Below are 23,140 nucleotides of genomic sequence, written 5' to 3'. Positions count from 1 at the left end.
AAGACAATCAATCAACGGAGGTTTCCTCATGAAAAAAATTGCAGTATTGACCAGTGGTGGAGATGCACCAGGTATGAATGCAGCTTTCAGGGCTGTTGTTCGTAAAAGTATATATGAGGGTATAGAAGTATATGGTGTTTATCAAGGTTTCCAGGGCCTTATAAATGATAATATTAAAAAGCTCGAACTTGGTGATGTCGGTGACATTATCCAAAGAGGGGGAACGAAGCTGTATTCAGCAAGATGTCCGGAATTCATCGAGCCCCAGGTAAGACAAAAGGGAATAGAAAATTTAAAAAAACGGGGCATTGATTCTCTGGTGGTCATCGGTGGAGATGGCTCCTACAGGGGAGCACAAAGACTGAATGAAGAAGGAATCAATACAATTGGTGTACCCGGAACGATCGACAATGATATCAATGGTACAGATTACACAATCGGTTTCGATACAGCATTGAATACAATCATCGATGCGGTTGACAGAATCAGAGATACTGCAACGAGTCATGAACGGACATTTATCATCGAAGTGATGGGCCGGGATGCTGGTGACCTGGCTCTGTGGGCCGGTGTCGCAGGCGGTGCGGAAACCATCCTGATCCCAGAAGCCCCTTCTGATATGAAAGTTGTGGCGGAACGGATTGAGACAGGGATGAACAGGGGCAAGAAACATTCCATCATCATTGTAGCAGAAGGTGTGATGAGTGCAGCTGAATGTGGCGAAGAACTCCGTAAATATATAAATGTAGATACACGTGAAAGTGTGCTGGGTCATATGCAGCGCGGGGGTAAACCGACCGGTAATGACCGTGTGCTGGCATCCAGGCTTGGAGCGTATGCTGTTGAACTTTTAATAAACGGTACTAGCGGACATGCTGTAGGTATCGAAAATAACAGCCTTTCAAAAACCAGTTTTGATCAAGTGTTTGAAGAAAATCACAAAATTGATGAAGGATTATTTAGACTCTCTAAAGAGCTATCTATATAGGAGGAAATTATAAATGCGTAACACTAAAATTGTATGTACTATCGGACCAGCTTCAGAGCAACCGGATATGCTGGAAAAACTAATGTCAGCAGGTATGAATGTTGCACGCCTTAACTTTTCTCATGGTGACCATGAAGAACATCGTGCAAGGATTATAAATATCAGGAAAACAGCAGAAAAACTTGATAAAACAGTAGCAATTCTGTTAGATACGAAAGGTCCGGAAATACGCACACACTCTATGGAAGACGGAGCCATAGAGCTTGAGAAAAACCAGGAAATCATTGTTTCAATGGAAGAAGTGGTTGGCAATAAAGAAAAATTCTCCATCACATATGCAGGTTTAATCGATGACGTAGACACTGAAGACCGCATTTTGCTTGATGATGGTCTTATTGAACTTAAGATTGAGAACATCCAGCATGACAAAGGCGAGATTCATTGCCGGGTACTTAATGATGGCGTTCTGAAAAATAAAAAAGGGGTTAATGTACCGGGTGTTTCTGTAAAGCTTCCGGGCATAACTGATAAGGACCGTGAAGATATTATTTTCGGTATCGGTGAAGATATTGATTTTATCGCTGCAAGCTTTATCCGTACGAGCAGCGATGTATTGGAAATCCGTGAGCTGCTTGAAGACAAATCCGCCGACTCTATTAAAATCATCCCCAAAATAGAAAACCAGGAAGGAATCGACAACATTGATGAAATACTTAAAGTGTCTGATGGCCTGATGGTTGCCCGCGGAGATATGGGCGTTGAAATTCCGCCGGAATCTGTGCCGATGGTACAGAAATCCTTGATAAAAAAATGTAACCTGCTTGGTAAACCGGTTATTACTGCTACTCAAATGCTTGATTCCATGCAGCATAACCCAAGGTGTACACGTGCAGAAGCAAGTGATGTGGCGAATGCGATTTATGACGGTACAGACGCTGTAATGCTGAGCGGCGAAACTGCAGCCGGTGATTATCCACTGGAATCCGTACAGACAATGGCCAGTATCGCCACTTCTGCAGAAGCAGCGCAGGATTACAAAAAACTGCTATCAGAAAGAACGAAATCCCTGCAGACTAACATGGTGACCGCAATTGGTGTATCTGTTGCACATACGGCTTTAAACCTGAATTGCAAGGCGATTGTAGCAGCAACAGAATCGGGACATACAGCAAGAATGATATCTAAATATCGCCCGCATGCGGATATCGTAGCAGTTACGCCGCATGATCAGGTTGCCCGCCAACTGCAGCTTGTATGGGGCGTTCAACCAGTACTCAAAGAGGGCAGGAGAGACACTGATGCGCTATTGAATACTTCCGTCTCCGCTGCTATGGAACAGGGATTTGCAACATACGGCGATCTGTTGATCATTACGGCTGGCGTACCGGCCGGGGAAGCGGGTACGACGAACCTGATGAAACTCCACATCGTCGGGGATGTGCTTATCCGTGCACAGGGCATCGGCAGAAAAAGTACAGTCGGAGAAGCGGTTGTCCTTAATTCCCCTTCAGAGATTAATGAGAAGGATATTGAAAATAAAATCGTAATCGTCCAATCCGTTGAACGGGAAATGACTGAACATCTGGAGAAAGCGGCCGGACTCGTTACAGTGGAAGGCGGTTTAACGTCACATGGTGCCATTATCGGTCTCAATTTAGACTTGCCGACAATAGTCGGGGCAAAAGATGCGTTCGAAGTCCTGGAAGATGGCATGGTGGTCACTTTAGATTCGGAACAGAACTGTATATTCAGCGGTCATGCAAATGTACTTTAATTAGAAATAGATTATTTTCAATGTATCCCCCGGAGTTGGAGTATTCTCAAATTTCCGGGGATTTTCCTGTATATTTTTATTGTTGTGGAGAACCTAGTGTGCCGGTATAATGATGTTGAGGTGGCTTAAATGAAAAGAATACTATTACTTGCCCTGATGGCAGGACTGCTCACAGCCTGCGGTAACGAGGACGGCTCGACCAATGAAGAGAGCACCGAAACGGACGGGGAACAAAATGCATCCCAGGAGACAGCAGAAGAACAGGATCAAAAAGAAGAAACAGAAGAGACGGCCAAAAGTGCTGCCGATGCATCTGAAATCATAGATGAAGCAATATCCGCCTGGGGTGATACCTCCAGCTATGAAGCGAGGCAGACATTCACAATTTCCTCTGAGGATACACAAACAGTTGTCAGAACAATAACAACCCAAAGTGAACAAGACGAAGTGAAAATTGAAGTTGATAATGGAAGTAATGTAATTACCCATTATGTCATTGACGGTGATCATTTTACTTATCAGGATGGCAGTATTAATCCGGAAAAAGAAAATATAGATATGACGGGCAGTACGTATGGAGAAATCATCAAAAAACTGGAATCATTCAAAGAAGGCAAAGCATCGAATACAGATGCAGGATACGAAATCAGGTATCCGATTGAATCTGCAGAAGATGCGTCACTCTTTTTAGATGATGAAATATTAAGTTCCTTAGACGATGCAAACAGTTTAAATGGTCTTATTACTTTACATTTTAATGATGAATATCAGTATACAGGCGGTAAATTGACTCTGACGGTAGAAACAGAGGGCCGGGAAATCAATCTGATATCAAATATAGATCTAAGTCGCATCGGGGATATCGAAGTTATAGAAAAACCTAAAAATATGTAATCCACTCACACTCTATGTTTATCGCATGGAGTGTTTTTTATTTATTCATTTGCTCAAAATCCTTTTGTATCATTTTATACTATTTTTACTATTCGTAAAATTGACATAATTAGGTCATACAAATAGAATGAAGATACAAAGGGGGATTTCAAATGTCAAAAATTGATTATGAGAAGATTGCCGAACAGCCGGAATTTAAAGATCTTCTCAAAAAGCGGAATAAATTTATTCTGCCAATCAGTATTTTCTTTATCATTGCAACACTAGTATTTCCAGTACTTACCGGTTACACAACAATTCTTAACAACGAGGCATTCGGTAATATCTCATGGGCATGGATTTATGCTCTGCTGCTTTTCATCATGGTCTGGACGCTTGTAACAATTTATATGAGGCGGGCCAAAATCTTTGACAGGGAAGCGGACGAGATTATCAGAAAGTATAGGGAAGGGGAATACGAATGAATTTAACAGTCATACTGATGTTTTTGGTGTTTGTTGGGGCAACACTTGTTATCACATATTTTGCTTCCAAAAGAACGCAGTCGGCAAATGATTTCTACACTGCAGGCGGTGGGTTGACCGGTTGGCAGAATGGGCTTGCCATTTCCGGAGATTACCTTTCTGCAGCATCATTTCTTGGGATTGCGGGGGCAATAGCACTTTGGGGATTCGACGGATTCTTCTATAGTGTCGGGTACTTGACTGCATACTTAGTTGTATTGTACATCGTTGCTGAGCCTTTACGTAACTTGGGTAAATATACAGTGGCCGATATGATTGCGGCACGGTTTGAATTAAAGAAAGTGCGTGCATTCGCCGCATTATCGTCAATTACGATTGTAATCTTTTATATGCTGGCGCAACTTGTAGGTGCCGGTGCTCTGATTCAGCTGTTATTCGGGATTCCGTACAGCCTTTCAGTAATCATCGTCGGGATTATGATGACAATCTACGTATTGTTCGGCGGTATGACGGCAACAAGCTGGGTGCAGATGGTAAAAGCTGTACTCCTTATGATTGGTACTTTAATTATTACTTTTCTTGTATTGCTCCATTTCAACTTCAACGTTTTCGCTATGTTTGGAGAAATGAAAAATATTACTGCGCCGGAATTCAAAGGGGAATTTCTGAATCCGGGTTCACAGGGGGGCTCGCCGCTTAACAATATCTCACTGATCATCGCCCTGTTGTTTGGTACTGCAGGACTGCCTCACATTCTGATGAGATTCTTTACTGTAAAGGATGCCAAAACAGCAAGAAGTTCTGTGATGTGGGCGACGTGGATCATAGGGATTTTCTATATCCTGACGATCTTCCTCGGCTTTGGTGCAGCAGCACTTCTTTCGAGAGAGGAAATCATCGCAGCCAACCCGGCGGGTAACATGGCAGCGCCACTGCTTGCTGAGAAACTTGGTGGAGATCTATTGATGTCATTTGTATCAGCGGTCGCATTTGCTACAATTCTTGCGGTAGTAGCAGGTCTTGTACTATCTGGTGCCAGTGCATTTGCCCATGATATTTACGGGCAGGTCATTAAAAAAGGCGAAATTTCAGAAAAGCAGCAAATGATGGCAGCCAAAATTGCTGCATTCAGTGTCAGTGTCCTTTCAATCGTTCTGGCAATCTTTGCCCAGAACCAAAACGTTGCCTTCCTGGTATCTCTTGCCTTTTGTGTGGCAGCCAGTGCAAACCTTCCGGTTATTGTATACACGATATTTTGGAAGCGATTTAATACACAGGGGGCAGTCACGGGTATATTGACAGGACTGGTTGCTTCTTTAGTACTTGTTATTCTAAGCCCGAATGTCATGGATCCTTCAGGTGCAGCATTTATAGCGATGGAACCGATTTTCCCGCTTGATAATCCTGCAATCATTTCTGTTCCTGCCGGATTCCTGGGTGCCTTCTTAGGAACATTCCTTGGAAAGCCGGAATCACAGGAGAAATACAGAGAGGTGCAGGTTAAATCGGCAACTGGTATTTCAACTTCAAGCACGACACATTAACTATAAGACAAACTTATAAGGTTCAATAAGATAATTAACAGTTTCTTATATTGGGCGCAAATCTGCTAAGATTTGCGCTTTTTCCTTTATCTAAGCGGTTTCAAGACTTAATAGCAATAATTTTCACAATCTTTGTTTACATTTGATTTGTTCACAAAGTAGTTGAATTTGCTATAATGGTATAGAGGCCAAAAGGCTGTATCTTTAATTTTTTAAAGGAGAATCGATATGTCTGAGAAAAAAGGTTTAGAAGGTGTTGTAGCTCTTGAATCACGCATCAGCTCCATCATCGGTTCACAGTTAACATACTGTGGATATGAGATAGACGACCTTGCAGAGAATGCAATGTTCGAGGAAGTAGTATTCCTTTTATGGAATGACAGGCTTCCGAATCAAATGGAATTGGACGAATTCCGTGAAAAGCTCTTCGGATATATGACGCTTGACCCTAAAATCCATAGTCATTTTGAAGCTTACAGCACAGATGCTGTACATCCGATGACTGCGATCAGAACTGCTGTATCCTACCTGGCTCACTTCGATGAGCAGACTGAGGAAATGAATGAAGAAGCAAACCATGAAAAGGCAGTTAAAATTCAGGCTCAGATTGCTTCCCTGGTCGCGGCTTTTGCCAGAACAAGGGATGGAAAAGAAATTTTGAGTCCGAAAAAAGACTACAGCTATGCTGCCAACTTCCTTTATATGCTTAATGGCGAGGAGCCTAACGACATTGAAGTTGAAGCGATGAACAAGGCTCTTGTACTTCATGCAGACCATGAGCTTAATGCATCCACATTTACAGCTCGTGTATGTGTTGCGACACTATCCGATGTCTATTCTGGAGTTACAGCCGCAATCGGAGCGCTTAAAGGGCCACTTCATGGTGGTGCAAACGAGCGTGTAATGGCAATGTTATCTGAAATCGAATCTGTAGATGCAGTGGAAGGATATCTGCAGGAGAAATTCGACAACAAAGAAAAAATCATGGGCATGGGACACCGTGTATACAAAGAGGGAGACCCGCGTGCCAAATACTTGAAAGATATGTCTAGAAAACTGACTGAACAACGTGGAGAACCTGAACTTTACGAAAAGTCAGCTAAGATTGCTGAAATAGTGGAACGTGAAAAAGGATTGCTTCCTAACGTCGACTTCTTCAGTGCTTCTGTATATCATTCACTTGGTATCGATCATGATTTATTCACACCAATATTTACAATGAGCCGTATGTCGGGCTGGCTTGCACATATACTTGAACAGTATGCGGACAACCGCTTAATCCGTCCAAGAGCAGAATATGTTGGCCAAACAGGCAAAAAGTATGATTCAATCGAAAATAGATAGACAATAACACAAAATCTTTGGAGGTAATTAAATAATGTCCAGTTCAAAAATCACAACAGATAATGGCGTACTGAATGTACCTGATAATCCGGTCATTCCATTTATAGAAGGGGACGGAATTGGTCCTGACATTTGGAGTGCAGCAAGCAAAGTACTTGATTCTGCAGTAGAGAAAGCATATAACGGCGAAAAGAAAATTGAATGGAAAGAAGTTCTGGCCGGTCAAAAAGCTTACGATAAAACTGGCGAATGGCTGCCGAAAGAAACGCTCGATACTATCGATGAATACCTGCTTGCCATCAAAGGACCTTTGACTACACCAATCGGCGGCGGTATCCGTTCATTGAACGTTGCACTAAGACAGGAACTCGACTTGTTCACTTGTCTCCGTCCAGTCAGATATTTCGAAGGCGTGCCTTCTCCGGTTAAACGCCCTGAAGAAACAGATATGGTCATTTTCCGTGAAAATACCGAAGATATCTATGCTGGTATCGAATTCCAGGAAGGAACTGACGAAGTTAAAAAAGTCATTGATTTCCTGCAAAACGAAATGGGAGCAAAAAACATCCGTTTCCCTGAAACTTCCGGCATTGGTATCAAACCGGTTTCCAAAGAAGGAACTGAGCGTCTCGTACGTTCTGCAATCAACTACGCAATCGATAACAACCGTCCTTCAGTTACACTTGTGCACAAAGGTAACATCATGAAATTTACAGAAGGTGCCTTTAAAGCATGGGGTTACGATCTTGCTGAACGTGAATTCGGAGACAAAGTCTTCACATGGAAAGAGTACGACAAAATCGTTGAAGAAGAAGGCAGAGAAGCGGCTGATAAAGTTCAGGGAGAAGCTGAAGCTGCCGGTAAGATCATCATTAAAGATGCGATTGCCGATATCTTCCTCCAACAGATTCTTACACGTCCAAAAGACTTCGGTGTTGTTGCGACAATGAACTTGAACGGTGACTACATTTCCGATGCGCTTGCGGCTCAAGTAGGTGGTATTGGTATCGCTCCAGGTGCGAATATCAACTATGAAACAGGTCACGCAATCTTTGAAGCAACACATGGTACCGCACCTAAGTATGCAGGAATGGATAAAGTTAACCCATCTTCCGTCGTGCTTTCCGGAGTGTTGATGTTAGAACATATCGGATGGCAGGAAGCAGCAGACATGGTTACAAAAGCTATGGAAAAAACAATTGCTTCCAAAGTTGTCACTTATGACTTTGCAAGATTGATGGACGGCGCTACTGAAGTGAAATGTTCCGAATTCGGTGATGAACTTATTAAAAATATGTAATTCACTTTGTTGACAAAGGAAGTGTACAGCATGGAAAGAAAGAAAATATCTGTAATTGGCGCCGGTTTTACCGGTGCCACTACAGCATTTATCGCTGCGGCTAAAGAGCTTGGTGATATAGTACTTGTCGACATTCCTCAATCTGAAGACCCGACAAAAGGTAAAGCTTTGGACATGCAGGAATCAACACCTGTACTTGGTGTAGACGCAAAAATTACCGGTACAAGCAACTACGAGGATACAAAGGATTCGGACATTGTAATCATTACAGCCGGAATCGCACGTAAGCCGGGGATGAGCCGTGACGATTTGGTCAAGACCAATCAGAAAGTCATGGCAGCTGTAACACGTGATATTGTTAAACATTCTCCGAATTGCACTATTATAGTTCTTACAAATCCTGTAGACGCAATGACTTATACGGTCTATAAAGAATCCGGTCTGCCAAAAAACAGGGTGATTGGTCAATCCGGCGTTCTGGATACAGCGAGGTTCAGAACATTTGTAGCAGAGGAATTGGATTTGTCTGTCAAAGATGTTCAAGGCTTCGTTTTAGGCGGGCACGGTGATGATATGGTGCCGCTCATCCGTTATTCGAATGTAGGGGGCGTGCCTCTTACGAGCCTGATGAATCAGGAAAAGATTGACAGCATTATAGAACGTACACGTAAAGGCGGCGCTGAAATAGTGAATCTGCTTGGAAATGGCTCGGCTTATTATGCACCGGCGGCAGCACTTGTGCAAATGGCTGAAGCGATTTTAAAAGATCAAAAACGTGTACTGCCTTCCATTGCTTATCTTGAAGGTGAGTATGGTTATGACGAAATTTATCTGGGTGTACCGACGGTGCTAGGTGCCGGTGGTATAGAAAAAATCATAGAACTTGATTTGACAGATGAAGAAAGACAGCAACTTGATAAATCCAGGGACTCTGTTTTGAATGTCATGAAAGTGCTTAAATAATCTTTGAAATTTGAATAATCGGGCTTTATACTGAAAGGGCTGTCTCTTATGGCAGCCTTTTCATCTTATTTTAAATGGAGGAAATTTAAAAAAATGGAAAATGGTAAAAAGAAAAACGGCTTCTTTCAGAAGTTTCTTGATTTTGTGGAGTGGCTAGGTAATAAACTTCCACATCCAATAACATTGTTCGCAATTTTAGCAGTATTGACTTTAGCTGCTTCCGCTTTCTTTTCTTTGTTTAACATCTCTGTTGAACATCCGGGTGAAGGAGAGGAAACTGTCGCAGTAAACAACCTGCTGAATTCAGAAGGTATAAGCTACATATTTACAAGTATGACGGATAATTTCATCAACTTCGCACCGCTTGGTGTAGTACTTGTTACTATGCTTGGAATAGGAGTTGCAGAAAGATCCGGTCTGATCAGTGCGGCTTTGAGAGGATTTGTTTTGGCAATTCCTAACCAGCTGATCACCGCAGGACTTGTTTTTGCAGGTATCATGTCCTCGCTGGCTTCAGATGCAGGATATGTTGTCCTCCCGCCGTTGGGGGCAGTCATTTACCTGGCGCTGGGAAGACATCCGCTTGCAGGTCTTGCAGCAGCGTTCGCCGGCGTCTCTGCAGGCTTTTCTGCCAACTTGTTACTTAGTGGTACAGATGCGATGCTGTCTGAACTTACTATTGCCGCTGCAGCGGTGATTGACCCGGCTTATGCCGAGGGCATGAATATCGCAATGAACTATTATTTCATTTTTGTCAGTGTGTTTTTACTCACTCTGGTAGGCTGGTTTGTTTCAGATAAAATTGTTGAGCCGAGACTTGGCAAATTCAATGCAAAAGATGCAGAAGAAGACTTGTCTGAAGATGAAGAACAAATGCAGTCGCTGCAGCCTGTGGAGAAAAAAGGACTCATATGGGCAGTCATTTCAGTTGTGATTGGAACTGCATTAGCGCTTCTTCTTGTAGTGCTTCCTGGCTCACCTATGAGAGGCGACGATTCTCTTGGAAACTACATGGATACAATTATACAATCACCATTTATGGGGGCACTTGTGCCAATCATAGCCATACTGTTCTTTATTCCAGGTCTGGTCTATGGTTTGATTACAAAATCCATCAAAAACGATAAAGATGTTGCGAACCAAATGTCCGACACTATGGCATCCATGGGGATGTTCATCGTACTGGCCTTCACAGCCGGTCAGTTTGTAGCTTACTTTGCAGAATCCAACCTGGGAATCATCATCGGAGTTTACGGTGCTCAAACGCTTGAGGCATTGAACCTGACGGGAATCCCATTAATTATCGGCTTTGTTCTTGTGACTGCGGTAGTGAACTTGTTTATCGGCAGTGCGAGTGCCAAGTGGGCAATGATGGCACCGATATTCGTGCCGATTATGATGCAGCTCGGATATTCACCTGAGCTCACGACGATGGCTTACCGTGTAGCGGATTCATCAACAAATATCATTACACCGCTAATGACATATTTCGCGATCATCATTGCATTTGCACAGAAATATGATAGAAATATTGGTATTGGTACATTGATTTCCGTAATGCTTCCTTACTCCATTTTCTTCCTGATCTTCTGGTCAGTGATGTTAATCGTATGGACATTACTCGGACTTCCACTCGGACCAAACGCTCCAATACACTTTCCCGGTTAAATAAAGACACAGCTCAGGCTGTGTCTTTTTCTATGGATTAATACCATCCTCAAATGTATAATTCAAATATATAGTAGAATAATGATAAGGGAACGGATCATAAAAGAAAGAAGGCATATTCTATGAAAAAACTAATTTTAATAGATGGTAACAGTGTAGCTTTCAGGGCATTTTACGGCCTGCCGCTTCTGAGCAATCAGAGCGGGCTTCATACGAACGCTATATTCGGTTACGCAAGACTTCTGGAAAAAATCATCAAGGACGAAGCTCCGACGCATTTCCTTGTGGCATTTGATGCGGGAAAGTCTACATTCAGACATAAGCAGTACTCAGAGTATAAAGGCGGGCGTCAGAAAATGCCGCCTGAACTTGGTGAACAGCTGGCACCCATTCGCCGCCTTATCGATGCCTATGGGATTAAAAGATATGAGATAGAAGAGTTTGAAGCGGATGATATCATCGGCACGCTGAGCAGGCAGGCGGATGAGGAAGCGGGCTTTCAAACAATTATCATTACAGGTGATAAAGACTTAACACAGCTCGCAAGTGATAATACGGTCATTTATTATACGAAAAAAGGGATATCCGATATCGATTTATACACGCCGGAATTCATCAATGAAAGATATGGATTGAAGCCGCTCCAGATCATCGATCTAAAAGGCTTGATGGGGGATAAATCTGATAATATTCCGGGTGTCCCGGGTGTCGGTGAGAAAACGGCTTTAAAGCTGCTGGATACGTACGGTACCGTGGAAAATGTATTAGAGAATGTTGAGAGTGTCGGCGGTAAGAAACTCAAGGAGAATTTAACGCATCATAAAGATGATGCCTTAATGAGTAAAGAACTGGCGACGATTCACAGGGAAGTGCCGTTCGATTTTAATTTGGATGATTTAACTTTCTCAAATGATAATGAAGAAGAGAAATATGAATTGTTTAAAGAGCTGGAATTTGAATCACTGCTCGGTAATATGGAAGCGAATGAAGCGGAAGAGAAAATCTCCTTTGATGATGAGAGGGTTGATTCCTTAGAAGCGCTCGGCGGAGCAGTGTCGCTCCATTTGGAAGTCCATGCAGATAATTATTTATTCAATCCGCCTGAATATATAGCGATTACTGATGGCGGCAAGACATTCGTTGATAAAATTGATGCGATTGGTGCTAAGGAATTGGAAACATTTTTAAATTCCAGGGAAAGTATCAATGTGTATGATTTAAAACGTCAGACTGGATTACTAAGGCAGTTGGACATTACTTTTAATGATTTTACTACAGATGTCATGCTCGCAAGCTTCCTGCTCGATCCTTCCAAAAAGATATTGGATGTTGCTGAGAGTACAGGACAGTTTGATATCTCGATCGACAGTGACGATTTCCACTACGGCAAAGGGAAAAAATCTAAAAACCCGCCTCATGAAGAAAGAGTGTCGTTCCTGAACTCAAAAGTGATGGCAGTGCATACAGTGAAAGACAGAATGATTAATTCTCTCAAAGAAGATGAGATGTACGACTTATGGCTGGACCTTGAAATCCCGCTCTCAAAAGTGCTTGCTGAAATGGAAATTAAAGGGATTACTGTTGAAGCGTCAAGCCTCGTTGAAATGGAAGATGATATTCAGGAACGGCTTAATGAAATAGAAGAGAAAATCCATGGGTTTGCCGGTGAGGCTTTTAATATAAACTCGCCGAAACAGCTCGGATATGTACTGTTTGAAAAACTGGAGCTGCCGGTGATCAAAAAGACGAAAACCGGTTACTCAACGGCAGTGGATGTGTTGGAGCAGCTCCATGATAAACATGAAATCATTCAGTATTTGCTTGACTACCGCACATTATCGAAACTTCAGTCCACTTATGTTATTGGACTGCAGGGAGAAATAAAAGAGGATTCCAGAATTCATACGCGCTATAACCAGACATTGGCGCAAACAGGCAGATTGTCTTCAGTCGAACCCAATCTCCAAAACATCCCGATACGCATCGAGGAAGGACGGAGAATCCGCAAGGCATTTGTACCGAAGGACGATAATCATGTTCTGCTCGCACTTGATTATTCACAGATTGAACTGCGCGTTCTTGCCCATGTTACGCAGGACGAAACAATGATTAACGCATTTACGACGAATACCGATATCCACACAAAAACCGCAATGGAAGTATTCGGAGTCGGAAAAGAAGATGTAACATCTGAAATGCGCCGGAATGCAAAAGCTGTCAACTTTGGCATCGTATATGGAATCAGTGACTATGGATTAAGCCAGAACCTTGGTATTACACGTAAAGAAGCTAAAACATTTATCGAGAATTATCTGGATTCATTTGCTGAAGTCAAAGAATTCATGAAATCGATTGTACAGGATGCAAAAAGAGATGGATACGTGAAAACGATGATGAACAGAAGGCGGTATATACCTGATATTCACAGCCGTAACTTCAATGCAAGAAGTTTTGCAGAACGTACGGCGATGAATTCACCGATACAGGGGAGCGCAGCAGATATCATCAAACTGGCGATGGTGGAATATGCAAATTCTGAAGAAGCAAAAAAATTCGATGCTGAACTGCTGCTGCAAATTCACGATGAATTGGTTTTTGACATCCCCAGAGACCAGGTCGAGGACTTCATCCCTGTTATTAAAGGGATTATGGAGCATGCGATTGAAATGAGTGTACCGTTGGAAGTGGAATATGGATACGGCAAAGATTGGTATGAAGTGAAGTAGGTGAAAATATGCCGGAATTACCGGAAGTTGAATTAGTTAGAAGAGAACTTTCACGGAGTGTGGAAGGACGGAAGATAGAACAGATTGAGTTGTCCGATTATGTTTATAAAGGACATGCTACAGGGCGTAAAACCATCGTCAAACAGGATGTGGATGAATTCAAGGAAATGATGATGGGTGCATCCATATTGAAAATCGGCAGAAGAGGCAAATATCTCTTCTTCGTTTTGGAGAAGTCGGATGACATATTCCATATGGTCGGCCATTTGGGCATGTCGGGCGCATTTTTCATAACCGGGGCATTGGAAGAAATAGAAAATTTGAATTACAGAAAACACTGGCATGCTTTGTTTGGATTGGATGATGGCACTTTACTTTCATATTGCGATATCCGCAGGTTTGGTGAAATGAGTGTTGTGAAAAGATTGAATGATTTCGCTCCTTTTAGCCGTATGGCACCGGAGTACACTGATCCGGACAGTCTGTCTTACTTTTTAACGAAAGCGAGAAATGAACAGAACAGTAAAAAATCGATTAAAGCAGTGATCATGGATAGTGCTGTCATTCCGGGTGTCGGTAATATCTATGCTTCAGAGGCTTTATTTTCAGCAGGTGTACTGCCGACTAAAAAAGCAGGGAATATATCAGCGGAGCGCCTGTCCAGGCTGCATGAAGAGATTGTCAATGTTTTTGAAGTTTCTCTTGCAAGCGGAGGATCTACGATTTCAGATTACAGGGGCGTGTCAGGACAGAGCGGCAGCATGCAGGACCGTTTTAAAATATATCAAAAGAAAAGGTGCACCCAATGTGGACACGATGTGAAAACGAAAGTAATCGCAACGAGAAACACATTTTACTGCACAAAATGCCAGAGGTGATAATATGTACAGCATCATTGGATTGACAGGCGGTATTGCCAGCGGAAAATCGACAGCTTCAGCATATATAGCGGAAAAGGGGTATCCTGTACTGGACGCTGATAAATTTGCCAAACAGGCGACAGCGAAGGGCGGACCTTCATATAATGGAATCATAGATGCTTTTGGTGAGAAAATTTTAACAGAAGATAAAGAAATAGACAGAAAAAAGCTGGGGGCGATCATTTTCAATGACCCACAGCAGCGAAATGTGTTGAATGAACTTGTGCATCCAGAAGTGAGAAGGATGATGAATGAAGAAAGAGACAGGCTGGTCGAGGAAAATCATGTCTTTTTGGATATTCCGCTGCTCTTTGAAAATGGCCTGGATGATCAATGTGACATAACATTAACAATATATGTCGATGAATCGATTCAAAAAGCACGATTGATGGATCGGAATGGATTAACTGAAGCTGAAGCAGAGAGTAGAATCGGCAGCCAGATGCCTTTATCGTCCAAGAGGGACAGAAGCGATTTTGTGCTTGATAACAGCGGCACACGGGAGAATTTGTACGCTCAGATAGAGGAATTTTTAACTAAAATTGAAAAGTGACTATATTTTCACAATTACTGCTTTAAACTAACCGGTAATATGTTATACTAATTAAAAATAAGTATAGCATTAAGGGGCGATTGTCATGAAAAAAATTGCAATTAATGGTTTAGGTAGAATTGGTAGAATGGTTTTTCGTATTGCGGCAGAATCTGAAGATCTTGACCTTGTAGCAGTGAACGCGAGTTATCCTGCTGAAACACTGGCACACATCATCAACTACGACACGACACACGGCAGGTGGTCGAAACGTGTTGAGGCTGAAGGTGATAAACTTGTTATCGACGGCAAAGAAATTCTGATTACCCGTGAAAGAAATCCTGAAGACCTGCCTTGGGCCGATCTCGGCATAGACTTGGTAATTGAAGCAACAGGCGCTTTCAACCATGGTGATAAGGCAAGTGCACACGTTAAAGCGGGTGCAAAGAAAGTACTGCTTACAGCACCTTCCAAAGGCGGAGATGTTCAAACAATTGTACTCGGGGTAAACGATCAGGAAATCGATATCGATGGATACGATGTATTCTCCAATGCGTCCTGTACTACAAACTGCCTGGCACCGGTGGCAAAAATACTTAATGACGAGTATGGTATTACGAACGGTTTAATGACAACAGTCCATGCATATACAAATGACCAGAAGAATATTGATAATCCGCATAAGGATTTGAGAAGAGCAAGATCCTGCGGAGATAATATCATTCCGACATCCACAGGGGCTGCCAAAGCACTCGGTGTGGTTATGCCTGAACTCAATGGAAAACTCCACGGCCTGGCACTGCGGGTACCGGTTTCCAACGTTTCGCTGGTAGATCTGGTTGTTGATCTGGATGAAAAAGTGACAAAAGAAGAAATAAATTCAACGTTCGAAAAGTACGCAGACGGCGAATTAAAAGGAATTTTGGGCGTTTCATCCGAACCGCTGGTATCCAGCGACTTCAACACAGACAGCAGAAGTTCAATCATTGACAGTTCACTTACGATGGTTATGGATGACAACAAAGTTAAAGTGCTTGCATGGTACGACAATGAGTGGGGTTACTCAACACGCGTTGTAGATCTTGCAAAGAAAATCCTTTCGAAATCCCTCGTAAGCAATGCTTAATTAAATTGTAATTTTTTAAGAAGAAACTTCGGTTTCTTCTTTTTTTGGTTATGTTATATTATAATGAAGTACTTAACCCCCGAATGAAGAGGTGATTATATGAAATGTCCAACATGCCAGCACTCCAGCTCAAAAGTTGTTGATTCGAGACATACAGATGAATTTTCAGCGATCAGAAGACGCAGGGAATGCGAAAATTGCGGATTCAGATTTACGACATTTGAACGTATGGAGCTTTCTCCTTTAGTGGTTGTCAAAAAAGACGGGACGAGGGAAGTTTTCAATCGTGAAAAAGTAATGGATGGACTGCTTAGAGCATGTGAGAAACGCCCGATTCCATATGAAGAATTAGAGAAAAGGACTGAGAATATTGAAGCTGCACTCAGGAACTTGAATAAGCCTGAAATTACCTCCAATGAAATCGGGGAATCTGTTATGAACGAATTGATGACACTCGATCAGGTCGCTTATGTGCGATTTGCTTCTGTATATAAGGAATTTAAAGATATAGACCAGTTGATGGATACGCTGAAACACCTTGCCAAAGGCAGTGATGATGATGAACTTCAATGAACGGCTGAAGCCGAATACTGAATTTATAATTTATAGACCAGCAAGAATCAGTACACACCATCTTGATGTAATCAATGAGCTCTATCTGCCTCTCATACAGTCGGAAGCAACGATGCTTTATATATATTTAAACGAGTCTACATCTCATTACGACCCGCTTGCCATCCGGTTTCACAAGGAAATCATGGACGAGTTTGGAATTCCGTTATCCAAGTTTTCAAATGAACTTGAAAAATTGGAAGCGATCGGTCTCGTCAGGTCATATGTATCCAATGAGGCGCATGATGACTTATTCATCTATGAGGTCCTTTTACCGCTGACTCCCGATTCTTTTTTCAAAGATCCTATGCTGAGTCTTTATTTGTATAACAAAATTGGCCCCGATGCATACAGGAAGAAAAAAGAGAGGCTGATTTATCCTAAAATACCGGGAAATATTTCAGAGGTGACCCGCAAATTTACAGAAGTGTTCACACCGGGGAGCGAGGAAGGGTTCAGTGTGCCACATGAAAGCTTCCAAAAAGAGAATCATTCCACCGGCCCGAATATGGATCTGGACGATTTCGACTTTGAAGTGCTGTTTACGCATTTAAAAGGGACAAAAATAGACAAGGCATTTTTTACAAAAGAAATCCGTATGCTTATTGTTAAATTAAGTGTGCTGTTTGATTTGAATGCTTACGATATAAAACAGATATTGTTGTCTTCAACGACACAATATGCGGGTATAGATAAAGAACAGCTTAAGTATGAAGCGAGAAGATATTATCAAAAAGAGAACGGCAGCCGGCAGCCAAAGCTTCAAAAGGAAGATGAAACGGCAGAGGCAGTTACTGAAGAAACTGGCAATTCATATATAGACAGTTTGGAAAACATCAATCCCTTAGACCGGTTGAATGATATCCGAAACTTTAAACCGAGTGACCAGGATTTAAAACTGGTTACGGATATCATCGCAAAAACATCACTTCCAAATGGAGTGATCAACCTGTTGCTTGAATATGTTTACCAGCAAAAGCAGGGGGATTTGAATTATCCTTACACAATGAAAATTGCCAAAGACTGGGAGGCAAAGGGCATCCGTTCCGCTAAAGATGCATACCAGTCCATCATGGATTTCAGACAGCAGAAGAAAAACGCTTCACAGAAGTACAGTTACAAAGAACGGCAGGGCGAACGCCGTCCTGCCTGGATGGATAAAAAAGAAAAATCCAGCGACCAGAAACCAAAAATTAAAAAAGAAGAAAAACCTAAGGATCAAGTGCCGCAGAAAACGGCAAAAGATGATCCGGAGATTCAAAAAATGATAGAGGAATTCAGAAAATCCAGGTGATTTAAATGGAACCCATTAACCAGTTTTTAAAAAATTCAAAGAAGATAAAAGAAAATAATGACAAGCTGTATGAAGAGCTTATCCGACATCCGAGGATTATTGAACTCATTGAAAACAGTGATGTCGAAATCACACAGACGATGATCCGGAATGATATGCTGCAGCTGAAGCGCTATACAGAGCAGTCTTTGGCATGTGAAAAATGTGAGTCTTTAAGCAACTGCATTAACCATCCGGAAGGGTATGTCCCTTCCATTGATGTGCGCGGCGGCCGGATACACATCATTTATTCAGTGTGTCCAAATAAGAAAAAAGAAGATGCCTTCCGTGCACGTGAGCGTATGATCGACTCTTACCATGTTCCTAAAGATGTAAAAGATGCGACATTTGATACTGTCTTCCTGGATCCGGATTCGAACCGCCAGGAAATCATCAAGGAAGCCATTTCAGCAAGTCAGAAAATCAGTGCCGGCATAGACACGAAAGGCCTTTATATACATGGCAGTTTCGGAATCGGCAAGTCTTATCTGCTCGGCTGCATTGCCAATGAGCTTAAAGAAAAATCTGTTTCTTCCATGATCGTTTATGTGCCGGAAATCATCCGTGATTTAAAATCCGGGTTTAAAGACGGTACGACGGATAAAAAATTCAATACGATTAAAAATGCGCAGGTGCTGATGATGGACGATTTAGGCGCAGAGGATGTCACGCCGTGGGTAAGGGACGAAGTGATGACAGGCATACTGCATCACAGAATGGTCGAAGGCCTGCCGACGTTCATCAGTTCGAATTATTCCATGGATGACCTGGAATACAGATACAGCCGGACGAAAGAGAATGGTGTAGAAGAGACAAAAGCGATGAGGATGCTCGAGCGGATAAAATCACTCTGCGTGGAAGTGCAGCTGGAAGGCAAAAACTACAGAAGTAACTGACGCTTGAAAATCAATATACGTTCCAGTATAATTAATCTATAATTTCATTAGTTAAATCCAAGGACAATACTGTATCGCGTCTCATTTAAGAGAGTGCATGATTTGCTGAGACATGCATATAAGACCGCTATGGTTACTACCTTGATATATGCCGGTTAATACCCGGCCGGTCCGGACCGTTAAATCCGGCTGAAGACGGGGATATCCCCGTGAATCAGGGTGGTACCGCGGTGAAAATCGTCCCTCTATATTTAGAGGGGCGATTTTTTTATTCAATATATTTAATTAAGTTGAAGAAAGGGAGAGTAAAATGAGTGAAATTAAAATTAGTTTTCCAGATGGTAATATAAAAGCATTTGATGAAGGCGTTACAGCTGAAGAAATTGCCCATTCCATCAGTCCAGGCCTTAAAAAAGCGGCAGTTGCGGCAAAAGTCGACGGTCAGATGTATGATCTCAGGAGACCGATTGACTCAGACAGTGAACTTGAGCTGCTGACTAATAAAAACGAGGAAGGGCTGGAAGTACTCCGCCACTCTACAGCACATCTGATGGCACAGGCCCTCAAACGCCTGTATGGCGATGTCAAGTTCGGTGTCGGCCCTGTCATCGAAGAAGGCTTCTATTATGATTTCGATATGGATGAAAAAATCTCTTCGGATGATTTCCCTAAGATTGAAAAAGAGATGCAGAAAATCGTCGATGAAAATGTAGAAATCAAACGCCGTGAACTATCCAGAGAGGAAGCCAAAGATCTATTTGAAAATGATGAGTATAAGCTTGAACTGATCGATGCGATTCCTGAAGGGGAGGCAGTGACTGTTTATTCCCAGGGAGAATTTACTGACCTGTGCCGCGGGGTCCATGTGCCTTCAACTTCCAAAATCAAAACGTTCAAACTGCTCAGCACTGCAGGTGCCTACTGGCGCGGAGACAGCGACAATAAAATGCTGCAGCGGATTTACGGCACTGCTTTCTTCGACAAGAAGGGTTTAAAAGCATATATGAATATTTTGGAGGAGCGTAAAGAACGCGACCACCGGCGCATCGGTAAGGATATGAAGCTTTTCCAGAATAACCAGCTTGTGGGTGCTGGGCTTCCATTATGGCTGCCAAATGGTGCAACAATCAGACGTGAAATCGAGCGTTATATCGTGGATAAGGAAGTCGCTCTCGGCTATGACCACGTATACACTCCGGTGATGGCGAATGTTGACCTTTATAAAACAAGCGGTCACTGGGACCATTATCAGGATGATATGTTCCCTGTAATGGACATGGATGGGGAGGAACTTGTGCTCCGTCCGATGAACTGTCCGCACCATATGATGATTTATAAGTCCAGCAAGCACTCCTACCGTGAACTGCCGATCCGTATTGCCGAACTGGGCATGATGCACCGCTACGAGTCGAGCGGGGCAGTGAGCGGTCTGCAGCGGGTTCGTGGAATGACTTTGAATGACGCCCATGTATTCGTCCGTCCGGATCAGATCAAAGAAGAATTCAAACGTGTTGTTCAGTTGATTATCGATGTATATGAAGATTTCGGTTTCGATAATTATTCTTTCCGATTGAGCTACCGCGATCCACAGGATACTGAAAAATACTTCGACGATGATGAAATGTGGCAGAAAGCTGAATCCATGTTAAAAGATGCGATTGATGAAATGGAACTTAAATATACTGAAGCTGAAGGGGAAGCGGCGTTCTACGGTCCGAAACTGGATGTACAGGTGCAGACGGCTCTCGGTAAAGAGGAAACATTGTCAACAGTACAGCTCGATTTCCTGCTGCCTGAGAGATTCGATCTGACTTATGTCGGCAGTGACGGCGAACTTCATCGTCCCGTGGTCATCCACCGCGGAGTCGTGTCCACTATGGAACGTTTTGTGGCCTTCCTTACTGAAGAATATAAAGGAGCATTCCCGTTATGGCTGGCGCCACAGCAGGTGGAAATCATCCCGGTCAACCTGGATCTTCATTATGATTACGCAAGAAGCATCCAAGATGAACTTAAGAGTCAGGGCATCCGGGTGAATATTGATGAAAGAAACGAAAAATTAGGATATAAAATCCGTGAAGCCCAAATGAGAAAAGTACCATATCAAGTCGTTATCGGGGATAAAGAAATTGAAGAGTCACAGGTAAATGTGAGAAAATATGGCGAGCAGGAGCAGAACTCCTATGACAGGGAAGATTTCGTCTGGAAACTCATGGACGAAATCCGACTGAAAAAATAATGTTGACAGAACAAAGACAATAGTGTATTATATTAGGAGTTGAGTAAGAACGGACAAGAAGGAGCTACCCGCTTCTCACCCGCAAGCACATTCAGTAGCGACCGGGTTTGTACAGAGAGATATGTATAGAAAAGGCACTGTCCTTTTCTGATATCTTCATGTCTGATGGCGGGCGCATAATGTGCCCGCCATTTTTGTTCGTCTTCAAACTTTATGGAGGTGTCAAAGATAGCAAAGGATCAAACATTTATCAATGATAGAATCCGCGCCAAAGAAGTTCGTCTGATTGGACAAGATGGTTCCCAGCTCGGAATCAAGACAAAGCAGGATGCACAGGAGATGGCAGACCGTGTAGAACAGGACCTAGTACTTGTTGCACCTAATGCCAAACCGCCAGTTGCACGTATTATGGATTACGGTAAATACAAATACGAACAACAGCGAAAAGAGAAAGAAGCCCGCAAGAAGCAAAAGATCATCAATGTTAAGGAAATCAGACTTTCCCCGACTATTGAAGATCATGACTTTAACACGAAGCTTAAAAATGCGAAAAAATTCCTTGCGAAGGAAGATAAGGTGAAAGTTTCAATCCGCTTCCGCGGACGTGCAATCACTCACAAAGATATTGGACGTAAAGTATTGGAACGTTTCGCAGATGAGCTTTCAGAAGTTGCTACTGTAGAACAGAGACCGAAGATGGAAGGTCGTTCCATGTTCCTGGTAGTTGCACCAATCGTTGAAAATAAATAAACCGGAGGTTGAATCCCATGCCAAAAATGAAAACTCACAGAGGTTATGCAAAACGCATCAAGCGTACAGGAACTGGTAAATTCAAGCGCAACAGAGCGTTCACTTCCCACCTGTTTGCAAACAAATCCACTAAACAAAAACGTCACTTGAGAAAAGCGACACTCGTATCAAAAGGCGACCAAAAACGTCTTAAAAAACTACTTTCAAACATGAAATAATCGACTGAATGAGGAGGATCAATCATGGCTCGTATTAAAAATGGACTAACGTCCCGCAAAAGACGCAAAAAGGTATTGAAACAGGCAAAAGGATATTTCGGTGCCAAAAGCACTCTATATAGAACTGCCAAACAGCAGGTAACAAAATCAGGACAGTACGCTTACCGCGACCGTCGCAACACTAAACGTGAATTCCGCAGACTTTGGATTGCACGTATTAATGCAGCGGCACGTCAAAATGGTATCAGCTACAGCCGTTTGATGAACGGACTTAAAACTGCAGGAATCGATATCAACAGAAAAATGCTTTCAGAAATCGCTATTTCCGACGAAAAAGCATTTGCTGAATTGGCAACACAGGCTAAAAATGCTTTAGAAAAATAATAATATATATGAAAACACCCATTCCAATCAGGAATGGGTGTTTTTCTGTATTTGCTCAGGTGGATTTTATGCTGTACTAGATGCGGCTCTCGAGACTCGCCAGTAAATCCTCGGAATACTCGAAATAGCATTCTTTCTGGTTTTTCCTTGCTTCGTCTTCCACAGCCGGCGGCAGAATATCGAGTCTGATCAGCTGTTCGCCCTCATCAAAGAAAGGGAGTGTCTGGTCAGCATATTCGTCTGTAAGTGTGTTGTAGATTTGTTCAGCTTCTTTTTCATTTTCGAAAGTATTGCGCTTCACGATTACCTGCTCTCCGGACTCTTCTACTTTGGATAATTCTATGTTTATCATTTGTATGCCTCCTGGACTCACTTTAATTATTACTATAATAGAATAATATCAGCTTCTTACAAACATTTATACCAATATGGTTTTCATTACGGAAGCTGAAATAAATTATGCTA

Annotated in this window: 21 protein-coding genes and 1 other annotated feature; of the genes, 20 read left to right on the top strand and 1 reads right to left on the bottom strand. The window is 42.5% G+C overall.

Annotated features, from left to right (window positions below; all coding sequences use genetic code 11):
• Positions 1-28 precede the first annotated feature (28 nt).
• From pfkA to rplT, 20 genes are all read left to right on the top strand, one after another.
• The gene (gene pfkA, locus ACKRAT_RS07950; RefSeq protein WP_411841975.1) at positions 29-988 is read left to right on the top strand and encodes a 6-phosphofructokinase; all 960 of its coding nucleotides are present in this window, start codon (positions 29-31) and stop codon (positions 986-988) included.
• Positions 989-1,001: 13 nt separating this feature from the next.
• Positions 1,002-2,762, top strand: a complete 1,761-nt coding sequence (pyk, locus tag ACKRAT_RS07945; protein ID WP_411841974.1) for a pyruvate kinase — start codon at positions 1,002-1,004, stop codon at positions 2,760-2,762.
• Between the two features lie 129 nt (positions 2,763-2,891).
• Positions 2,892-3,656 (top strand): hypothetical protein, encoded by a 765-nt coding sequence (locus tag ACKRAT_RS07940; protein ID WP_411841973.1) that lies wholly within the window; start codon positions 2,892-2,894, stop codon positions 3,654-3,656.
• A 152-nt stretch (positions 3,657-3,808) separates the two neighbouring features.
• The gene (locus ACKRAT_RS07935; protein ID WP_411841972.1) at positions 3,809-4,120 is read left to right on the top strand and encodes a DUF485 domain-containing protein; all 312 of its coding nucleotides are present in this window, start codon (positions 3,809-3,811) and stop codon (positions 4,118-4,120) included.
• Entirely contained in the window at positions 4,117-5,664 is a 1,548-nt protein-coding gene (locus tag ACKRAT_RS07930) for a cation acetate symporter (RefSeq protein WP_411841971.1), read from the top strand. Before ACKRAT_RS07935 ends, ACKRAT_RS07930 begins: the two co-directional genes overlap by 4 nt.
• A gap of 228 nt (positions 5,665-5,892) precedes the next feature.
• Positions 5,893-7,008, top strand: coding sequence for a citrate synthase (locus ACKRAT_RS07925; RefSeq protein WP_411841970.1), 1,116 nt, complete (start codon positions 5,893-5,895; stop codon positions 7,006-7,008).
• 34 nt (positions 7,009-7,042) lie between these two features.
• Entirely contained in the window at positions 7,043-8,308 is a 1,266-nt protein-coding gene (gene icd / locus ACKRAT_RS07920; RefSeq protein ID WP_411841969.1) for an NADP-dependent isocitrate dehydrogenase, read from the top strand.
• Positions 8,309-8,338: 30 nt separating this feature from the next.
• Complete coding sequence (gene mdh, locus ACKRAT_RS07915; protein ID WP_411841968.1) at positions 8,339-9,271, top strand: malate dehydrogenase; 933 nt, start codon at positions 8,339-8,341, stop codon at positions 9,269-9,271.
• A gap of 93 nt (positions 9,272-9,364) precedes the next feature.
• Positions 9,365-10,939 (top strand): AbgT family transporter, encoded by a 1,575-nt coding sequence (locus ACKRAT_RS07910; RefSeq protein WP_411841967.1) that lies wholly within the window; start codon positions 9,365-9,367, stop codon positions 10,937-10,939.
• A 122-nt stretch (positions 10,940-11,061) separates the two neighbouring features.
• Positions 11,062-13,665: a DNA polymerase I gene (gene polA, locus ACKRAT_RS07905; protein ID WP_411841966.1), complete on the top strand. Its 2,604-nt coding sequence runs from the start codon at positions 11,062-11,064 to the stop codon at positions 13,663-13,665.
• 8 nt (positions 13,666-13,673) lie between these two features.
• A complete protein-coding gene (gene mutM, locus ACKRAT_RS07900) occupies positions 13,674-14,543 on the top strand; it encodes a bifunctional DNA-formamidopyrimidine glycosylase/DNA-(apurinic or apyrimidinic site) lyase (protein WP_411841965.1) in 870 nt (289 codons plus the stop codon).
• A 4-nt stretch (positions 14,544-14,547) separates the two neighbouring features.
• The gene (gene coaE / locus ACKRAT_RS07895) at positions 14,548-15,138 is read left to right on the top strand and encodes a dephospho-CoA kinase (RefSeq protein ID WP_411841964.1); all 591 of its coding nucleotides are present in this window, start codon (positions 14,548-14,550) and stop codon (positions 15,136-15,138) included.
• Between the two features lie 85 nt (positions 15,139-15,223).
• Positions 15,224-16,243 carry a glyceraldehyde-3-phosphate dehydrogenase gene (locus ACKRAT_RS07890; RefSeq protein ID WP_411841963.1) on the top strand — a complete coding sequence of 340 codons (1,020 nt, stop codon included), beginning with the start codon at positions 15,224-15,226 and terminating at the stop codon, positions 16,241-16,243.
• A gap of 99 nt (positions 16,244-16,342) precedes the next feature.
• Positions 16,343-16,816: a transcriptional regulator NrdR gene (gene nrdR / locus ACKRAT_RS07885; RefSeq protein WP_411841962.1), complete on the top strand. Its 474-nt coding sequence runs from the start codon at positions 16,343-16,345 to the stop codon at positions 16,814-16,816.
• Positions 16,800-18,149, top strand: a complete 1,350-nt coding sequence (locus tag ACKRAT_RS07880; protein WP_411841961.1) for a replication initiation and membrane attachment family protein — start codon at positions 16,800-16,802, stop codon at positions 18,147-18,149. The genes nrdR and ACKRAT_RS07880 overlap by 17 nt, the downstream gene beginning before the upstream one ends.
• Positions 18,150-18,154: 5 nt before the next feature.
• Complete coding sequence (gene dnaI / locus ACKRAT_RS07875) at positions 18,155-19,084, top strand: primosomal protein DnaI (protein ID WP_411841960.1); 930 nt, start codon at positions 18,155-18,157, stop codon at positions 19,082-19,084.
• Positions 19,085-19,394: 310 nt separating this feature from the next.
• Positions 19,395-21,323, top strand: a complete 1,929-nt coding sequence (thrS, locus tag ACKRAT_RS07870) for a threonine--tRNA ligase (protein WP_411841959.1) — start codon at positions 19,395-19,397, stop codon at positions 21,321-21,323.
• A gap of 49 nt (positions 21,324-21,372) precedes the next feature.
• Positions 21,373-21,526: a sequence feature (ribosomal protein L20 leader region), on the top strand.
• A gap of 16 nt (positions 21,527-21,542) precedes the next feature.
• On the top strand, positions 21,543-22,073 hold the full coding sequence (gene infC / locus ACKRAT_RS07865; RefSeq protein ID WP_411841958.1) for a translation initiation factor IF-3: 531 nt from the start codon (positions 21,543-21,545) through the stop codon (positions 22,071-22,073).
• Between the two features lie 17 nt (positions 22,074-22,090).
• The gene (rpmI, locus tag ACKRAT_RS07860) at positions 22,091-22,291 is read left to right on the top strand and encodes a 50S ribosomal protein L35 (protein ID WP_411841957.1); all 201 of its coding nucleotides are present in this window, start codon (positions 22,091-22,093) and stop codon (positions 22,289-22,291) included.
• Between the two features lie 24 nt (positions 22,292-22,315).
• Complete coding sequence (rplT, locus tag ACKRAT_RS07855; RefSeq protein WP_411841956.1) at positions 22,316-22,675, top strand: 50S ribosomal protein L20; 360 nt, start codon at positions 22,316-22,318, stop codon at positions 22,673-22,675.
• 76 nt (positions 22,676-22,751) lie between these two features.
• Here the strand turns inward: rplT and ACKRAT_RS07850 are convergent, their stop codons facing one another.
• Complete coding sequence (locus tag ACKRAT_RS07850; protein ID WP_411841955.1) at positions 22,752-23,027, bottom strand: hypothetical protein; 276 nt, start codon at positions 23,025-23,027, stop codon at positions 22,752-22,754.
• Positions 23,028-23,140: the final 113 nt, after the last annotated feature.

This window comes from Salinicoccus sp. HZC-1, assembly GCF_046736035.1.
In the GTDB taxonomy this organism is placed as follows: Bacteria; Bacillota; Bacilli; order Staphylococcales; family Salinicoccaceae; genus Salinicoccus.
This window is presented reverse-complemented; position numbering and strand designations above follow the sequence as displayed.

What these genes read in the sequence shown, in the direction of transcription:
- ACKRAT_RS07910 (WP_411841967.1), top strand. Translation starts at nt 9,365, where the DNA reads ATGGAAAATGGTAAAAAGAAAAACGGCTTCTTTCAGAAGTTTCTTGAT.
- rpmI (WP_411841957.1), top strand. Translation starts at nt 22,091, where the DNA reads ATGCCAAAAATGAAAACTCACAGAGGTTATGCAAAACGCATCAAGCGT.
- mdh (WP_411841968.1), top strand. Translation starts at nt 8,339, where the DNA reads ATGGAAAGAAAGAAAATATCTGTAATTGGCGCCGGTTTTACCGGTGCC.
- ACKRAT_RS07930 (WP_411841971.1), top strand. Translation starts at nt 4,117, where the DNA reads ATGAATTTAACAGTCATACTGATGTTTTTGGTGTTTGTTGGGGCAACA.
- rplT (WP_411841956.1), top strand. Translation starts at nt 22,316, where the DNA reads ATGGCTCGTATTAAAAATGGACTAACGTCCCGCAAAAGACGCAAAAAG.
- coaE (WP_411841964.1), top strand. Translation starts at nt 14,548, where the DNA reads ATGTACAGCATCATTGGATTGACAGGCGGTATTGCCAGCGGAAAATCG.
- ACKRAT_RS07925 (WP_411841970.1), top strand. Translation starts at nt 5,893, where the DNA reads ATGTCTGAGAAAAAAGGTTTAGAAGGTGTTGTAGCTCTTGAATCACGC.
- pfkA (WP_411841975.1), top strand. Translation starts at nt 29, where the DNA reads ATGAAAAAAATTGCAGTATTGACCAGTGGTGGAGATGCACCAGGTATG.
- mutM (WP_411841965.1), top strand. Translation starts at nt 13,674, where the DNA reads ATGCCGGAATTACCGGAAGTTGAATTAGTTAGAAGAGAACTTTCACGG.
- thrS (WP_411841959.1), top strand. Translation starts at nt 19,395, where the DNA reads ATGAGTGAAATTAAAATTAGTTTTCCAGATGGTAATATAAAAGCATTT.
- nrdR (WP_411841962.1), top strand. Translation starts at nt 16,343, where the DNA reads ATGAAATGTCCAACATGCCAGCACTCCAGCTCAAAAGTTGTTGATTCG.
- dnaI (WP_411841960.1), top strand. Translation starts at nt 18,155, where the DNA reads ATGGAACCCATTAACCAGTTTTTAAAAAATTCAAAGAAGATAAAAGAA.
- ACKRAT_RS07850 (WP_411841955.1), bottom strand. Translation starts at nt 23,027, where the DNA reads ATGATAAACATAGAATTATCCAAAGTAGAAGAGTCCGGAGAGCAGGTA.
- ACKRAT_RS07935 (WP_411841972.1), top strand. Translation starts at nt 3,809, where the DNA reads ATGTCAAAAATTGATTATGAGAAGATTGCCGAACAGCCGGAATTTAAA.
- polA (WP_411841966.1), top strand. Translation starts at nt 11,062, where the DNA reads ATGAAAAAACTAATTTTAATAGATGGTAACAGTGTAGCTTTCAGGGCA.
- ACKRAT_RS07880 (WP_411841961.1), top strand. Translation starts at nt 16,800, where the DNA reads ATGATGAACTTCAATGAACGGCTGAAGCCGAATACTGAATTTATAATT.
- icd (WP_411841969.1), top strand. Translation starts at nt 7,043, where the DNA reads ATGTCCAGTTCAAAAATCACAACAGATAATGGCGTACTGAATGTACCT.
- ACKRAT_RS07940 (WP_411841973.1), top strand. Translation starts at nt 2,892, where the DNA reads ATGAAAAGAATACTATTACTTGCCCTGATGGCAGGACTGCTCACAGCC.
- pyk (WP_411841974.1), top strand. Translation starts at nt 1,002, where the DNA reads ATGCGTAACACTAAAATTGTATGTACTATCGGACCAGCTTCAGAGCAA.
- ACKRAT_RS07890 (WP_411841963.1), top strand. Translation starts at nt 15,224, where the DNA reads ATGAAAAAAATTGCAATTAATGGTTTAGGTAGAATTGGTAGAATGGTT.